At 53.3% G+C, this 15,900-nt stretch carries 16 protein-coding genes and 1 pseudogene; 2 read left to right on the top strand and 15 right to left on the bottom strand.

Features of this window, described 5'->3' with window-relative positions; genetic code table 11:
* The first annotated feature begins 29 nt into the window (after positions 1–29).
* Positions 30–368: a GIY-YIG nuclease family protein gene (locus tag LCM31_RS07455; RefSeq protein WP_224868793.1), complete on the top strand. Its 339-nt coding sequence runs from the start codon at positions 30–32 to the stop codon at positions 366–368.
* Here the strand turns inward: LCM31_RS07455 and LCM31_RS07450 are convergent.
* The 11 genes and pseudogenes from LCM31_RS07450 to LCM31_RS07400 form a co-directional block, all read right to left on the bottom strand.
* The gene (locus LCM31_RS07450; RefSeq protein WP_224868791.1) at positions 345–710 is read right to left on the bottom strand and encodes a hypothetical protein; all 366 of its coding nucleotides are present in this window, start codon (positions 708–710) and stop codon (positions 345–347) included. The genes LCM31_RS07455 and LCM31_RS07450 overlap by 24 nt on opposite strands.
* Before the next feature lie 84 nt (positions 711–794).
* Positions 795–1,265: a hypothetical protein gene (locus LCM31_RS07445; protein WP_224868789.1), complete on the bottom strand. Its 471-nt coding sequence runs from the start codon at positions 1,263–1,265 to the stop codon at positions 795–797.
* Positions 1,266–1,327: 62 nt separating this feature from the next.
* Complete coding sequence (locus tag LCM31_RS07440; protein WP_224868787.1) at positions 1,328–1,576, bottom strand: DUF6868 family protein; 249 nt, start codon at positions 1,574–1,576, stop codon at positions 1,328–1,330.
* A 131-nt stretch (positions 1,577–1,707) separates the two neighbouring features.
* Positions 1,708–2,985: a serine hydrolase domain-containing protein gene (locus LCM31_RS07435; RefSeq protein ID WP_224868786.1), complete on the bottom strand. Its 1,278-nt coding sequence runs from the start codon at positions 2,983–2,985 to the stop codon at positions 1,708–1,710.
* A 154-nt stretch (positions 2,986–3,139) separates the two neighbouring features.
* Positions 3,140–3,322: pseudogene (locus LCM31_RS07430) on the bottom strand (IS3 family transposase); the annotation flags it as partial.
* 1,172 nt (positions 3,323–4,494) lie between these two features.
* Positions 4,495–6,162, bottom strand: a complete 1,668-nt coding sequence (locus tag LCM31_RS07425; RefSeq protein WP_224868783.1) for a serine/threonine-protein kinase — start codon at positions 6,160–6,162, stop codon at positions 4,495–4,497.
* 411 nt (positions 6,163–6,573) lie between these two features.
* On the bottom strand, positions 6,574–8,220 hold the full coding sequence (groL, locus tag LCM31_RS07420) for a chaperonin GroEL (protein ID WP_224868780.1): 1,647 nt from the start codon (positions 8,218–8,220) through the stop codon (positions 6,574–6,576).
* Positions 8,221–8,297: 77 nt separating this feature from the next.
* On the bottom strand, positions 8,298–8,591 hold the full coding sequence (locus LCM31_RS07415) for a co-chaperone GroES (RefSeq protein ID WP_222232980.1): 294 nt from the start codon (positions 8,589–8,591) through the stop codon (positions 8,298–8,300).
* A 233-nt stretch (positions 8,592–8,824) separates the two neighbouring features.
* Positions 8,825–9,307, bottom strand: a complete 483-nt coding sequence (locus LCM31_RS07410) for an FxsA family protein (protein WP_224868778.1) — start codon at positions 9,305–9,307, stop codon at positions 8,825–8,827.
* An 81-nt stretch (positions 9,308–9,388) separates the two neighbouring features.
* Complete coding sequence (locus LCM31_RS07405) at positions 9,389–10,150, bottom strand: SDR family oxidoreductase (protein ID WP_224868775.1); 762 nt, start codon at positions 10,148–10,150, stop codon at positions 9,389–9,391.
* A gap of 64 nt (positions 10,151–10,214) precedes the next feature.
* The gene (locus LCM31_RS07400; protein ID WP_224868773.1) at positions 10,215–11,300 is read right to left on the bottom strand and encodes a DUF481 domain-containing protein; all 1,086 of its coding nucleotides are present in this window, start codon (positions 11,298–11,300) and stop codon (positions 10,215–10,217) included.
* A gap of 97 nt (positions 11,301–11,397) precedes the next feature.
* On the opposite strand from LCM31_RS07400, the gene LCM31_RS07395 reads away from it, so the two are divergent.
* Positions 11,398–11,721 carry an MGMT family protein gene (locus LCM31_RS07395; protein ID WP_318247438.1) on the top strand — a complete coding sequence of 108 codons (324 nt, stop codon included), beginning with the start codon at positions 11,398–11,400 and terminating at the stop codon, positions 11,719–11,721.
* A 10-nt stretch (positions 11,722–11,731) separates the two neighbouring features.
* Here LCM31_RS07395 and LCM31_RS07390 read toward each other — a convergent pair whose 3' ends face one another.
* The 4 genes from LCM31_RS07390 to ampE form a co-directional block, all read right to left on the bottom strand.
* Entirely contained in the window at positions 11,732–13,087 is a 1,356-nt protein-coding gene (locus LCM31_RS07390) for an AmpG family muropeptide MFS transporter (RefSeq protein ID WP_224868769.1), read from the bottom strand.
* A gap of 71 nt (positions 13,088–13,158) precedes the next feature.
* Entirely contained in the window at positions 13,159–13,722 is a 564-nt protein-coding gene (locus LCM31_RS07385) for a YbhB/YbcL family Raf kinase inhibitor-like protein (RefSeq protein WP_224868768.1), read from the bottom strand.
* 121 nt (positions 13,723–13,843) lie between these two features.
* Positions 13,844–14,836, bottom strand: a complete 993-nt coding sequence (locus tag LCM31_RS07380; protein WP_224868765.1) for a threonine ammonia-lyase — start codon at positions 14,834–14,836, stop codon at positions 13,844–13,846.
* An 88-nt stretch (positions 14,837–14,924) separates the two neighbouring features.
* Positions 14,925–15,881, bottom strand: coding sequence for a regulatory signaling modulator protein AmpE (ampE, locus tag LCM31_RS07375; protein ID WP_224868763.1), 957 nt, complete (start codon positions 15,879–15,881; stop codon positions 14,925–14,927).
* Between the last annotated feature and the right edge of the window lie 19 nt (positions 15,882–15,900).

Raw genomic sequence — 15,900 nt, 5'->3', positions numbered from 1 at the left:
GAGTGGGAAATATAAGAGTAGGAATATTTTTGTCTGGCTGGTTTGTCTATCTCATTCGCACCAAGCGCGACACCCTGTATACCGGGGTCACGCGCGATGTGGAGCGGCGCTTTGAGGAACACAGCAGTGGTGGCCCCAAAGCGGCCAAGGCCCTGCGCGGGCGCGGCCCGCTGAGCCTCGAATTTCAGTGCGCCATGCGCAGCAAGTCCGATGCACTGAAACTGGAAGTAGAAATCAAACGCTGGCCGAAATCACGAAAAGAGCAGCTGATTCGTCGCGGGCCGCCTTTCCTAATTGAGTATCTGGGCGAGGACTACCAAGGGAGCCTGCAGGAAAACCAGTACTCACCCCCGCTGCCCGACCAATAGCGCAAGTTGCTCACCCGCAATTAGAGCAACCGCCCAAGTAATCAACACCCCAATAAGCACCAACGTCGCCTGTAAACCGCCCTTCAAGCCACGACTACGAAAGAAGTAATACGGCAGCGCTATCAGGCCGAAACCGATGATGCAAATATTAAGAAGAAGGTTGCGCTGGTAGTTTCGCCAATTGGAGTCACCAACGTACCAGGCGAAGCCCAAGAAGGCGATTGCCAGAGAAAACCATAATGACGTCGGTGGAAAGTCCACACCCGGATAGAAGTACTGACGCGCGAAACCATCGAGCAAGCCCGTAACAATCAAACACAGTAAAGCGATGTTGAAACTCATACAACCTGTCCGGGTGTTCTGCAGCCTACCACTACTTCACGAATCGACAACAAAGCCATCATATACCCGTTTACACCTGATGACTTAAAGAAGCCCTGCACGTGCCCTACCCTCATCCACAAACAGGGCAATCAAAGAGTACTGGGTGAATGCACTGCTTGTGGACAAATGCTCTTTGCACCAAAATCTGACATTCTCCTTATACGCCTCGACCACGGATTCTCGCTGAGAATCAGACGCTAACTTTTTGCTAAAACCGGCAAAGTGACATCTGACCACAACTGGAGAGTCCAGCTGCTTGGCATCATCCGTAACTGCAAACATAAGCGTCGAGCTGGTAGCATCCCACCCAACCAAAAAGAAGCGGGATTCATCCTTAACGTTTCTATCCAAATAGCTTAAAGCGTAATCAAGGGCCTCAATCACATGGGTATTCACCGAATCATCTTGGTCGGCCTCACTCACCGATGAATACACTTCAAACTCGACACCATCGCCAAGCAAATCGTCGTTTCCACCCGCTACCAGGCTTTTGTCCCACGTCAGTCCCATCATTACTCCTAATCAAAAATCAACCGCAGGCGCCTCAGGGAAAACCTCGGCCACCCGCAGAACCACTAATACCCCATCACCTTCAAGCTGAGGTATGGAACGATAAAGAAAGCTACCGTAATAATTTTAAAGTTCGCCAAGAAATCGAAATATGCCTCAGAGAGTTTTGCATCAGTAAGATCAAACATACTGCGATGTACAGATTTGATGAAATTCCTCATCAGATACACCATACCTGTAGCCAGCAGTAAGTAGCCAATATTAAGCAGTGACGCCCATCCTAAAACCGTAGTCACCTGAGATAAAGTGATCATTTTTCATCCTCACCCTATTGAGAAAAACCGAAGTAAACGTATTACATGAACAGAAGTCAAACGACATAATATGTAAACCGAAGCAACGCCGCATAGTTTCCTGTCCAGCACTACCCCATTGTCAGCAATGACTATTTTAACGATCTGGCGATTGCATCCATCATCGCCCAATCCTGTTTTCCCCGCTTAACATCCGCTGATATTGGGTAGGACGAAAATTTAACGATCACAACATTTGTGGTTGGATTGATCCACAGATGCTGCCCATTAACGCCAACCCCGAAAAAAGAACCTTGGTCGTCTTTAGTGACATACCACTGACTCCGATAAAAACCGTCTGGCCAAATCTTCGAATAACTGGTGGGTTTCCAGGCGGCATTGTTACCATTCATGCGAATATCTTCTATCCATTCTTTAGGAACAATTTGCTGACCGTTAAAATGTCCACCTTGCAGAATCATCTGCCCAAATCGTGCCAAATCCCGAGTCGTCATGACAAAGCCACCATTTACAACCGGTGAGCCTAACAGATCGACACTTAATAAGGCATCGCGTTCCGCGCCAAGCTTAGACCAGACGATGTTACTCATGTAGTCACTAAAACGCTCTCCAGTGGCTCGCTCAATTAACCAGCCCAATATGTCCGTGTTAATGGATGCGTAATGAAATACTTCTCCATGATTGCGCTCAACCCTTTGGATTTCTTGTGCAAAAGCGTATAGGCCATCTTTGGCAGTGGATGTTTGCCCGCGCCAAGCTGTTGCCTCTTCATGCTTGACCACTTCAGCGTTTGGATCTGCATAGTCCTCGCTGAATTGAATAGCGGTGGTCATGTCGAGGATTTGTCGAACGGTGGCATCTTTAAAACCTGGACTATTCTTCAGCTCTGGAATGTAGTCCACAACTTTATTGTCGGGGGAGAGTTCTCCAGCTTCAATCAAGCTGCCAATGACTGCCCCCGTTACGGATTTAGAAACGGACATCAACAAATGTCGCGTTTCTGGGCCCATGCCATTATAGTATTTCTCAAGAACCACCTTACCACCCTTAAGCACGATAAAACTATCGGTGTAATTGAGCTTAAGATTCTCCTCTACAGTTAGCTCTTGGTCATCCAACGTAGTAAATTTCAGCTGCGTGATGCTCTCCACAGGCGCGCTCACGAATTCGGTACGCGGCTGCATACCCCGGCTGATTACCGCAGTTGGCACAATTTCACTCATGTGCTGAAAAGCCCAGCGGTTGTATGGCCCTTTATCCCACTTAGCGATATCGATCGTTTTCTTAGGTGGCGAACCAACCATAAGTCCCATTTCTTGCGCAGTTTGGGGTACAGATGAAGGGGGGGCGGCAGCTGCAAAGCTAACAAATGAGACGAGCCCGACAAATGAGAGACACTTATTAAACATAATGTTACTTAGAGACATGGTAATAGATTAGGCTCATAGTAGTAGTTAACTACCTCTTCAGCGACTAATCAGCTACCATGTTCGCGTGAACTTTTGAGCATCACGAGTAACAAATAGCGGAGTTCGATGATCTTCTGCCACTTTCATGGACACGTTATGCCGCCAGCTTCTCATGCTCTGAAGACGATTGATAGCCGAGACTGAAGTGAAGCCACTTTCGGTTATAGAACTCGATGTGTTCGATGATATGCGCGACCGCATCAATTTCGTTATCGAACATTCGCTGATGAACAATCTCTGCCTTCATATCCTGGAAGAATGATTCGAAAATGGCGCTGTCAAACGGATAGCCATTTCAACTCATGCTCACCCAACTCAACATGACAAGCCGCCACGCTTTATTTGTTGATGTATTCTGCGAGCACCGTAGATTTCCGAAAATCCTTGGTGTAACGCCACAATCGCATCGGTAAGGGGGCGGTTACGCCATCGATGCTCAGGTTTGACCACGCGCAGAAACCACTTTCGAAACGCCAAACAGATCACACAACGTCCTGAAGCCACGCCCTTTGCGGTCCGCCTCAATCAGCTCAAAAATCTTTACTTTTTCCGTTGGAAGAACCGCCCGGCTTTTTCATTAGATCAATCTCGTTATTACGATTCGCCAAATCGAATGCTAGCGTCATAATTTTCATCGCAGTTTCGACCAAAATCTCTTCAACTTACTCTACTGGATCAGCGCGACTTGACTCCTGTTTTGAAAATGGTTTTTCAGTCTTTATATGCTTATTTTTCTTCAGATCTCCGGACGATGCTCCATCTGCCACCAATAGCGCATCACCGGATGTATGCTGGGGCATGCAGCCACAGCTCATCGCTAACGTCAGGATGACTGGCCAACTTAAGGGCTTGAAGCGTATAGCCAGAGTATAACCATCGTCATTACGTTTTTCGGGCCGCCCCATACCGGACCTCTCTCGTGAATAAAAATACCGTCCACGAAAGTGGCTTCAGATCATTGACGTGCGCGAAGCGTTACAACTGGAAAATTGTACATAGGCTTTATTGAATTTAACCCCCTATCTTGCTAGCGCATCAATATTTGGGGGATTACACACCAGCAAAAATTTAAATACGTTAAGCATAAATTTTTAATAGCATTCCCATAAGCAACATCAAGTAAGACAAAAATTCATATACTGAAATTTATATTATTGGATTTGCAAATCTAAACGGGCCTTTCCCACATCAAGGGTGGCTTTCCTTGGACGCTTAATAGCTTTATTCTTAAGCCCTGGTCATATTTTTTCATATGACTTCTGTTCCTATTTTTGGATGTGTTGGAGCAATTAGGCCCAGCGCTGAAACTGCCACGAACCAACCTGGAAGCACCGGAGCTGAACGATCAGTTGATCGGCCACGATGAGGGCGGTGTACTGGATCAACTGCGCGCAATCAAATCTTCAGACTTTAGGATCCATTTTCTTTTCTCCCGCTGCCCTTCTCCACTCAACCCCCACCCATCTTGCTTCGCAACTTATCCAACGCGCTGCGAATATAAGCTCTCACCGTGGGTGGCTTGTCCTGACGCTTCTCGGTCCTTGGTCGCTGTCTTACCTGCTGCTGCGCCAGCGCCTGCCTTTTTCGCACTTCGTCACTGAGCGAAAGCAACATCGCGTTATTTGGGGCAATGTTGAGCCCACTGTCCAAATAGTACTGCGCATCACTGTAGTCATGCTCGCTCATTTCGATGCGTGCAAGCCGAACGTATTCCTGAATCACTTTCCGGATGCCGGTCTGAGCTTGGGAATTCTCCGTATCAATGGCCAGTGCCTGGCGGAAAAAGTGGAGCGCATTGTCGTTATCCGGTCGCTGAAGCCGGCCATCCGCCAGGGCCTGGCCGCCTTCAGCCAAATAGACCTCAACCTGTTTTTGCTCGGCTGTTTTCATTCCCAGAATGGCGATGAGGTTGGCGTTATCGAGCTGCAAAACCTGGCGGTAGAGATCCCGTGCATTATCGGCTACTGGCGCGATATAACGACCGGCCTGCATGTTCTGCTCTGCCTGCTCCAGCAAGCGGGCAATCTGCCTCTCCGTCTCACTCTGGTAAAAGGCCCCGAAATAAGTCACCAGCACCAAAGCGGCAAGGCTCACCGCCGCCAGCCCACCCACAAGCCTCCCTGATGAGAGGGTTGGTAAGGACACTTGGTACCGGTCAAGCCTTGCACGTAAGCGGGATATCGCCGACGCCAGAGTAGAACGCATCATGGGTGACGCCGCAGACAGAGAGATGGCTGGCAATGCAGGCAGGCGCAGTCGGCGAAACTGACGACCGCCGAATCGCCGCAGTTGTGTATGCGGGTATGCCTCCGCAGCCATCTTCAAGGCCTGATCTATGCCCTCAATCAGCTCACGGGCAGACTGGTGACGGTCACCCGGATCCTTTGCCAGCATCTTACTCACTAGCGGTACAAGATAGTGGTAGTCCAATGGCAATTCGGGTATCGGCAACTGGATATGGTTAAGCGCTGTGCTGGTATGGCTATCTCCCTTGAACGGGTTGTGACCAAGCAGCAGCTCCAGTAGCACCACACCCAAGCTATATATATCGGTCGTCAAATCGATGGGAAAGCATTGCGCTTGTTCCGGACTGCTATATGAGGGGCTACCCAGGCTGAACCCCACCTGAGTCAGGTCCGAGTCGTTGTCGATCTCTTTGGCGATCCCGAAATCCGTCAGCACTGCCGTTCCATCATTGCGAAACAGGATATTGGACGGCTTCACATCCCGATGAATAATGCCGTTTTCGTGTACTACCGCCAGGCCGAGCGCGATCTCGCGTATCAACTGGAGCATGGCTACAGCGCTGGTCATCCTCGACAGGTTATCCGCCAGCTCACCACCGCCAAGAAATTCCATCGCGATGTAACAGTCCCCGCTCTCCAGTGTCGAGATATCGTAGATAGTGATGATATGAGAGCTGTTGAGATCGGCGATATAACGCGCTTCATTGATAAAGCGCTCGCCGATACCGGCCTCAGTGCTGTTATGCAGCACTTTGATGGCCACCTTGCGATTGAGCGACTCCTGGATAGCCAGGTACACAGACGCCATTCCGCCGTGGCCGATCGCAGAGTGAATGGTGTAACCAGGTATGTGAATGTCGGAAGAACTCATATATGCCCGATTTGCGCGATACCGGCGTTCGCATCAACACAACGGGTATTATTGTGGCTGGCCCGATGTGTGAAATACTCAGAAACGCCATTTCGGTGGCTTGAAAAACGGCACGACGTGAATCGGCTGCGGTGTACAGGCCATATTCAGTCCCGACAAATTAGATAGACGACCGCACCCCACTTTACAACTGGTCACAGGCCATCCCAGAACAAGGACGCGCCGGTCGATCTCAGAGGTGTGATGCAGGCAGAATACCCCCCGCAAAACCGTGCGGCTCTGGTGTAGTGCAAGCTGCGCGTATCTGAACACGCTTTCTGCAGACCTGCCCGAACCGCTCTACCCGCCGCAAGCAGATACAAAAAAGCCCCGCAATTGCGGGGCTTTTTTGGATAGACAGGAAAGGCCGGCTTACATCATGCCGCCCATGCCGCCCATGCCACCCATGCCACCCATGTCAGGTGCACCGGCAGCCGGCTTGTCTTCCGGCAGTTCAGCAACCATGGCTTCGGTGGTGATCATCAGGCCAGCGATAGAGGCTGCCGCCTGCAGAGCAGAGCGGGTTACCTTTGCCGGGTCCAGGATACCCATTTCCAGCATGTCGCCGTACTCGCCGGTACCAGCGTTGTAGCCGAAGTTACCTTCGCCCTGCTTCACCTTGTCGACAACCACGGAGGCTTCGGCACCAGCGTTGCTCACGATCTGACGCAGAGGCATTTCCATGGCGCGCAGGGCTGCTGCGATACCGTGGTTCTGGTCTTCGTTGTCGCCAGTTACAGAGATTACCTGAGTTGCGCGAACCAGTGCGGTACCACCGCCAGGTACAACGCCCTCTTCTACCGCAGCGCGGGTAGCGTGCAGCGCGTCTTCAACGCGGGCTTTCTTCTCTTTCATTTCGACTTCGGTGGCTGCGCCAACCTTGATCACAGCAACACCGCCAGCCAGCTTAGCTACGCGCTCTTGCAGCTTCTCTTTGTCGTAGTCGGAAGAAGATTCTTCGATCTGAGCACGGATCTGCTTAACACGCGCTTCGATGTCAGCTACGTCACCGGCACCGTCAACGATTACGGTGTTTTCTTTGGACAGGGTTACACGCTTGGCGGTACCCAGGTGCTCCAGAGTGGTCGCTTCCAGTTCCAGGCCAACTTCTTCAGAGATTACGGTACCGCCGGTCAGGATCGCGATGTCCTGCAGCATGGCTTTACGACGGTCGCCGAAACCAGGTGCTTTAACCGCAGCAACCTTCACGATACCGCGCATGCTGTTTACAACCAGAGTGGCCAGCGCTTCGCCTTCTACGTCTTCAGCGATGATTAGCAGCGGCTTGGAAGCCTTGGCTACTTGCTCCAGCAGCGGCAGCAGGTCGCGGATGTTGGAGATTTTCTTGTCGACCAACAGGATGAACGGGCTTTCCAGCTCAGCGGTCATGTTTTCCTGGTTGGTGATGAAGTAAGGAGACAGGTAGCCGCGGTCAAACTGCATACCTTCAACCACATCCAGCTCGTTCTCGAGGCCGGAACCTTCCTCAACGGTGATAACACCTTCTTTACCAACCTTTTCCATCGCTTCAGCGATGATGGTGCCAACACTCTCGTCGCTGTTGGCGGAGATGGTGCCAACCTGGGCAATGGACTTGCTGTCTTCACAAGGAGTGGACAGGCTAGCGAGGTGGTCAACAGCTGCAACAACGGCTTTGTCGATACCGCGCTTCAGGTCCATTGGATTGAAACCTGCGGCTACAGACTTCAGTCCTTCAACGACGATCGCCTGTGCCAGTACGGTCGCGGTGGTGGTGCCGTCACCGGCGGCGTCATTGGCTTTAGAAGCAACTTCTTTCACCATTTGTGCGCCCATGTTCTCGAACTTGTCTTTCAGCTCGATTTCTTTGGCGACAGATACACCGTCTTTGGTTACGGTCGGCGCGCCAAAGGCTTTATCCAGAACCACGTTACGGCCTTTCGGGCCCAGGGTGGTTTTTACTGCGTCGGCCAGGATGTTTACGCCGTTCAGCATTTTCTGGCGAGCGTCGTCACCAAATTTTACGTCTTTTGCTGCCATGATCTTAATTCCTCAATTCTGTTCGTGGTTGCCAAATACTGGAAATAGTTGGAGCTAGCGGAAGCTCGCCTGGGCCCTTAGCCTTCCAGTACGCCGTAGATGTCGCCTTCGCTCATGATGATCAGCTCTTCGCCGTCCACCTTGAGGGTGTTGCTGTCGGCGTAGCGGCCAAATACAACGGTGTCACCCACTTTTACGGACAGTGCACGAACGTCGCCGTTGTCCAGCTGCTTGCCTGCGCCCACGGCAACCACTTCGCCCTGGTTTGGTTTTTCTTTCGCTGCGCCAGGCAGAACGATGCCACCGGCAGTTTTCTGTTCTTCTTCCTTACGGCGTACGACTACACGGTCGTGTAAAGGACGAATTTTCATGGATTGCTCTCCAATGAGTCGTTTTAGGGTTGCATTTACTTGTGGGCCTGCCCCGTTGGCGAGGCGGGCTCCATTCCTGCACGCGAGCTTCGGGCGCAGGGAAAATCTAGGTGGAAGCTATATGTGGGAGGGAAAGTGGGATTTCAACGGCGGCGGAGAAAAAAACCCGGAGAAATTTTCAGGAGTTCGGCAATACAGGACCGATCGTGGCAAAATTGCTCAAAAAATCAGCATTAGCGCTGATCTTTGTCGTCGTCTTCGCGTTTGAAGTCACCCTCGATCACATCGTGGGGCCCACTTTTCCCCGACTGGGATTGCGAGCCGGGTGCATGATCGCCTCCCGGCGGGTAACCCGAGCCGCGCACTACCACCACATGACTCAGCAACTTACCCAAGAACAGGTGGCGAACACCCGGGATAAGACAGGCAAAGCCAATCGCATCGGTGATAAAGCCGGGGGTAAGCAGCAATGCGCCACCGACCGCTAGGAAGATGCCTTCGGCCATTTCCTGAGCAGGCAGTTCACCCACCGCCATTTTTTGCTGGGCGCGTAAGATGGTGGATAACCCCTGCCGCTTCAGCAGTGCCAGCCCCACCACTGCAGTCAGCAGCACCAGGCCAATGGTCGGAAGCGCGCCAATTTCCTCGCCCACACGGATCAGCACCCACATCTCCAGAATGGGCATGATGATGAACAACAGTAGAAATGGGCGCATGGTGTGGGTCTCTGGGGAAGCGCTTGCGAACTAGATTGCGAACTAGCGTCGCGAGCACTTCAAAGTTGTTACAGGAGGGGATTAGATGCGGGCGCCGCCATCAATTTCAATCACCCGGCCAGAGAGATAGTCATTCTCGATGATAAACGCCACAGTGCTGGCAACTTCATCTGGCTCGCCGATACGGCGCAGGGGAACCTGCTTGATCAGGCCCTCGAGGATTTCCGGGCGCATCTGCGCAACCATCTCGGTTCCAATAAACCCGGGGGCGATGGCCGCAACACGCACCCCGTAGCGCCCTAGTTCACGGGCCCAAGTCACGCTCATGGTCGCAACGCCCGCTTTGGAGGCGGAGTAGTTGGTCTGCCCCATGTTTCCGGCACGGGATACACTGGAGATATTGATGATAACGCCACCATTGCCCCGCTCCGCCATGATCCCGGCTGCGGCGCGGCCGCACAGGAAGACACCGGTCAGGTTGACGTCGATCACCGATTGCCACTGGGACAGCGACATACGATCGGTCACCTTGCCGTCTTTAACCTTCAGCAGCATGCCGTCGCGCATAATGCCGGCGTTGTTCACCAGAACATCCAGCGCGCCGAAATCTGCGGTGATCGCGGAAAAACACTGGTCGACCGCCTCCTCACTGGTGACATCCACCTTGTAGCTGCGGGCCTCAGCACCCAGCGCCTCACAAGCGGCAACACTTTGGTCTAGCGCCTCCTGGTTCACATCCAACAGGGCAAGACGTGCGCCCTGCTTGGCCAGGTGCTCGGCCATGGCACGGCCCAATCCCTGACCACCACCGGTGATCACCACAACGCTATTTTCAATCTTCATATAACTCTCAGCACTTTCGTCGATGGCTCGGTATGTCGAGCTTGTTATGTTTTTGCGATCGGTTTTACCAGGAATAGCCCACACCGACCGTCATTTTTGTATCCTGTTTTTCGCTGTCGATGGAAGGCGTGTTGTCATACTGCCAGGCGTATTTCACTTCCATCAAGATGCCTTTGACCAGCGGTGTGCGCACGCCGATTTCCGCGTTGCTTTGGTAGTCTTCACTGCCTTCAAAGGACTGCAGAACTTCCTGGTTGTAATAAACCTCGGGACCTAAATCGAACTTGTAGCGAAAATCCCAGGCCGACCGGCCCGCGGCGTAGCGCTTACCCGAGTTTTCATTGAGGCTTGGATCAATGTACTCGTCCTGCAGACTACTCACACCGCCCTGGATAGAGAATGCAGCTTTATCCGTGTCGAAAAACAGGTAACCCAGACCGAGACCGAGCGTAGTGCTGAGTTCGAGGTTGCGCGCTTCTTCACGCAGCAGCGCACTGTTACCCGCGGCAAACCATTTTTCCGCGAAGATCCAGCGCAAGTCATAACTCAGGCGATATTTTTCCAGGTCATCAATTTCTGGGTTGTTCTGATTCTGATACTGGGTGCCAATAATGTGGTGGAAGTCACCGTGGCGCACGTCAAAATTCACATTGACGTCCCAGTCCTGTCTCTCGCGGTTACCATCCTCGAATACTCCTGCCGCAGATACGTTGCCGTGCAACACGATCGGGTTGCCCACAAAATTTACGTAGGGTTCCGCGCGGTCGATGGCGGGAAAATCCATCACCCAGCCTGCGCCTTCGTCACAGTACAGCTCCCACTGTTGACGACGGTGACCAGCGAGCGCACATGGTTCATCTCGCCCTGCGATTTTCAGGTCCTTATCGGTTTCCAGCGACAGAATCTTGGCTTTCTCCACCGTAATATCGCCGAAGGTTTCCGACCGCCAGATCACATGGTCTTTCTCCACGACCACCAGCTCACCATAAATGCGGTCGCCGTTGGCCAGGCTCAGCACTCCGGCGTGTGCAGCGGACGCGGCCAGCGTAAATGCGACAAGAGAAACTGACGCAACTTTCAGCCAACTTTTTGAAAAGGAGGAGAAAAATTTCGCGGTAAACGCGGGAAAACGAGGTACAACAGACAGCACGAAACAACCTTCCGATAGCTTGACATTATTAATTGCGAGAAACTAATAATTCAGGAGTTCGGCAAAAAGAAAAAGTTTCCAAACATCCGGATAACACATGGTGCAGAAACCAATGTCAGCCAACAATAATGCCACAAGTCGCATCTGCCTTGCACTTGCGCAGGTGCCGACAGGACGAGTAGTGACCTATGGGGGATTGGCCGAATTGGCTGGATTGCCGAGAGCAGCGAGACTGGTGGGACAAACCCTGCGCAAGTTACCGCGGGATACCACCCTGCCGTGGCACCGCGTGCTCAACGCCCAGGGGCGCATTTCAATTCCAGAACCAGGGTATCAAAGGCAGAAAAGCAGACTAGAGGCCGAGGGTATAGTCCTGATACACGGGAAAGTCGATCTTGAACAATTCCTCTGGCGACCGTAACCCGGTACTACTAACTGGTCGTCGGTGTTTCCACCTCAGCCTCACGGTTGTCTCGCCACCAGACGTAAACCGCCAATAGGATCGCCGGTATTCCGAGAATCGCCGCATAGGTAAAAAATACGGAGTACCCCATAGAGTCCACCACGATCCCGGAGAATCCACTGATAAATTTGCCCGGTAAAGTCATCAAAGAGCTGAACAGGGCGTATTGAGTCGCCGTGTACTCTTGGTTGACCAGACTCGACAGATAGGCGATGAACACCGTGTTGGAAATGCCCGCACTGACATTATCCGCACTAATCAGGATCGCCAGCCAGTTCTTATCTGGCCCGATCTGTGCCATGTGCGCAAAAAGTAGATTGGTCGCAGCAACCATCACTGCGCCCAGAATCAGTGGGCGCATAATACCGTAGTGCACAACAAGCAACCCACCGAGGTACGCCCCGAGAATTGAAAAGAAGAAACCAAAGACTTTTACGATCTGGAAAATATCTGTTTTCGAAAAGCCCAGATCCAAGTAAAACGGGTTAGCCATAACACCCATGGCGAGGTCACTAATGCGATAAATACCGATTAGTAACAAAAGGATCAATGCAAAGCGCCCGTTGCGTTTGAAGAAATCAATTACTGGACAGACAACCGCCTTTACAAACCATTCTTTTAATCCGCTGTGCTCCCCGGAGCCCCAGATTCGCTCTATCCAAGCACGCTCAAACGGCTTGGCCAATTCCGCCGCCTTAGTATGATCCGGTTCAGCAACGATTAGAGTGGTAATAATGCCCACCCCCATCAATCCCGCCATACTGAGATAGGAAGTCGACCAGTCTGCGATATCGGCAATATACAATGCACCACCACCGGCGACCAATAATGCCACTCGGTAACCAAATACATAATTAGCAGCCATGGCGCCTTGAAGTTCTTCGCTGACGGATTCAATACGAAAAGCATCCACCACGATATCCTGAGACGCGGCGCAAAATGCAACAGCCACGGCGATCAGCGCAATTTTCGTCAGGGCAAGCTGTGGATTAAGATTGGCGAGAAAAAACAGACAAAGGGCAATTCCCAGTTGCGACAACAGTAACCAGCTGCGGCGTTTTCCCAGCATACTGGTAAAGAAAGGGATGCGCAGATGGTCGATAACCGGTGCCCAGGCAAACTTGATGGAATAAGTAAGACCAACCAAGCCAAAGAAACCGATCGTGGTTCGGCTCACACCATAATCCGTGAGCCACGCCGCCAATGTCGAAAACACCAACAGGAATGGCAGCCCGGCCGAAAAGCCGAGGAAAAACATCGCCAGCACTTTGGGTTTCAGGTAAACCCGTATTGCCTGTCCCCAGGTCATTTTTGGTTCTTGCATGGGCAGGCTCTGCTTCCTTTTATCGGCTTGCCTGAAGTTTCTGCGCTAAGGCCCGAGACAAAACGGAACCCCTAGCGACCAATTTTTACTTCTAATTGTGCTTCGGCCAACTTGTTGGCTTCAATCTGGGCGGCCACTTCGGCAGCGGGAGCTTCAACGCCCAGTGCCAACTGCTCGACCTTGAGGGCGTAAACACGAAACTGATAACGATGCGCCCCCTGCCCCGCTGGCGGACAGGCGCCAGCATAACCGGGATCACCGAAACTCGAGCGGCTTTGTATCGCCTCCGGTACCAGACCAACTTTGGGATCACCGCTGCCAGCCGGCAACTCGGTGACCTCGGCGGGAATATTAAACACGACCCAGTGCCAGGCATCGATTGCCGCAGGCGCGTCAACATCCTCCATCACCACGGCAAAACTACGCGTCCCCGTCGGGGCACCAGACCAGGCCAAGTGGGGCGAGAGATTCTCACCGTTACACCCCAGCCCATAGTAAAGCTGTGCTGGGCGTAACGTATCCCCCTCAGCGTAATCCGTAGACGTCAGTGCAAAGGTTTCGGAGTGCGCTGCGACAGCCAGGGCCATCCAGATCAGAGCGGTCAATACACGTGAAAAAATTATTACAGGCGCCATGGAGTATCGCCCTCCCAGTGTAGCAGCCCACAGTCAGTATCCAGCGCGCTCGTGCACTCGGTGCGATTGCTAGTATTCGTCGTGCAGATAAACATTCTTAACATTGGCTGACGCATAGGGTTTACGGCGCTTCCGCCAGCAGGGTCGGTATGGTAGCCAAATCCATATTACCCCCAGTAAGCACCACCGCGACCTTTTTGCCACGGAAACGCGCGCGATGCTCAAGCAACGCCGCCATTCCTGTCGCCGCGGATGGTTCCACCAGCTGTTTGGTACGGCTCCACAGTAATTCTAGCGCCAGCCGAATACCCGCCTCAGAAACGGTGACGATGTCATTAACCGTCTCACGAATCACCGCAAAATTACGCATCCCAAGGGTTGTGCGCAGCCCGTCGGCAATCGTGTCGGCCGTTTGCTCGGTGATGCGCACACCACCACGTAGAGAGCGCTGGGCGTCATCCGCACCCTGCGGCTCTGCGCCCAGTACTTTTATTTGTGGTGCCAACGCCGATGCCGCCAAGCCGACGCCGGCCAACAGGCCACCGCCGCCCACCGGGGCCACGAGCAGATCGGGCTCAAAACCCTGCTCACGACACTGGCCTATCACTTCCTGCGCGACGGTGCCCTGGCCGGCAATAATCCGCGCATCATCGAACGGCGGCACCACGTGCGCCCCTGTCTCTAAGACCACCTGTGCCAGGGTGGATTCCCGGGCGGCCAGGGTTGGCGCGCACAACACAATCTTTGCCCCATAGGCCGCAACCGCGGTTCTTTTTGCCGCGGGTGCATTTTCCGGCATTACCACGGTGCATTGAATTCCACCCCGCGATGCCGCCCAGGCAAGCGCCGCCCCGTGATTGCCGGAGGAGTGTGTCGCCACCATAGAGGTACCCACGGGCAACTGGAACAGGGCATTCGCCGCACCGCGAGCTTTAAACGCACCAACCTTTTGCAAGTGTTCACACTTGAAGTACACCTCAGCGCCCAGCATTTCATTCAGCGCAGACGACGTGATCAATGGTGTTCGGTGTACCAGGCCGCAGAGCCGCTCGGCAGCGGTAAAGATATCCGCGGCCACCGGCAAATCGATGGATTCGACAGGAGAATCAGACACTAAGTTACCCATCAAAAAGCCGCCCTATTGAGGGCGGCACCGAAAGAAAGTAGTGATAAGGCGCAACTCTGGGTGGCAAACGCGTGCGTCAGCCCCAAAGCACATACAACGCCATCAGCGTTATCCACATCAGTAGCGCGCGGGATAACAAACTCTGCATTGCCTCGACTTCGGCGCCGCACAGTCGCTGCCCTTCATTCACCGCAACGCCAGCACTGCACTCGCTGCTGTCGATGCCGCCAAGGGCACCCTCCATATAGCGCTCGAGTACGTCCGCCGTCGTGGTTTCCTTGCAAGTCAGGCGTTCACGCCAGGCCCGGTAGCAGCCGGCAAAATTACCCACAATCGCCAGCGAAAAGCCCAGAGCGCGAACCGGCAGCCATTCGATGAGCCACAACCAGCGCGCCGCCAGCGCCGCCTCTTCCGCCTGCGAATTTTCTGCACCGTCCTCGGCGCCAGTATCTTCGTCCGACATAGCATCGGTTTCTGCATCTTGGCGGGTAAATGCGGACAGCGCGAGCTGGCTCATGCGGTACAGTAATGCACCGGGCACACCCAGCAACAAAAACCAGAAGAGCACCGCAAACAGCCGCTCGAACGCGCGGTAAACGGCAGAGTGGAACACCAGGCGGTGCAAGGACTGCGCGTCGGAGACTTGCGCCACTTCCCGCTCAGCATCCGGGCCAAGGAGAGGTCCCGCAGCAGCCTTGGCCGCATCCAGGTCGCCCTGGTACCAGGCACGCAGGTAAGTTGCGAGGGCATCGTTAAAGTTGCCCCGTCCAAAGCTATACAGCAGTGCAGGCACGCTGACCAGCAATACCCCCAGCCAACCCAGCATGGACTCGGCAAATGCCAACAACAGTGCCACCGCCATCACCGGCGCCAACACCAGAATGCCAAACCCAAGGCTGTAACGCTGCTTGAGCGCCGGCCGGTTCAACACAAAATCTTTCCAGTGGCCAAACCAGGCGTCCCGGTGCAGCGGGCCGCCAGAGCCCCATATCTGTACCAGCGCCAATGCCAGCAGCACAATCAAAAGTGCCATAACTCCCCCGTTGTCATCT

Origin of the sequence: Microbulbifer agarilyticus (assembly GCF_020171345.1) — a bacterium.
Classification (GTDB): domain Bacteria; phylum Pseudomonadota; class Gammaproteobacteria; order Pseudomonadales; family Cellvibrionaceae; genus Microbulbifer; species Microbulbifer agarilyticus_D.
This window is presented reverse-complemented; position numbering and strand designations above follow the sequence as displayed.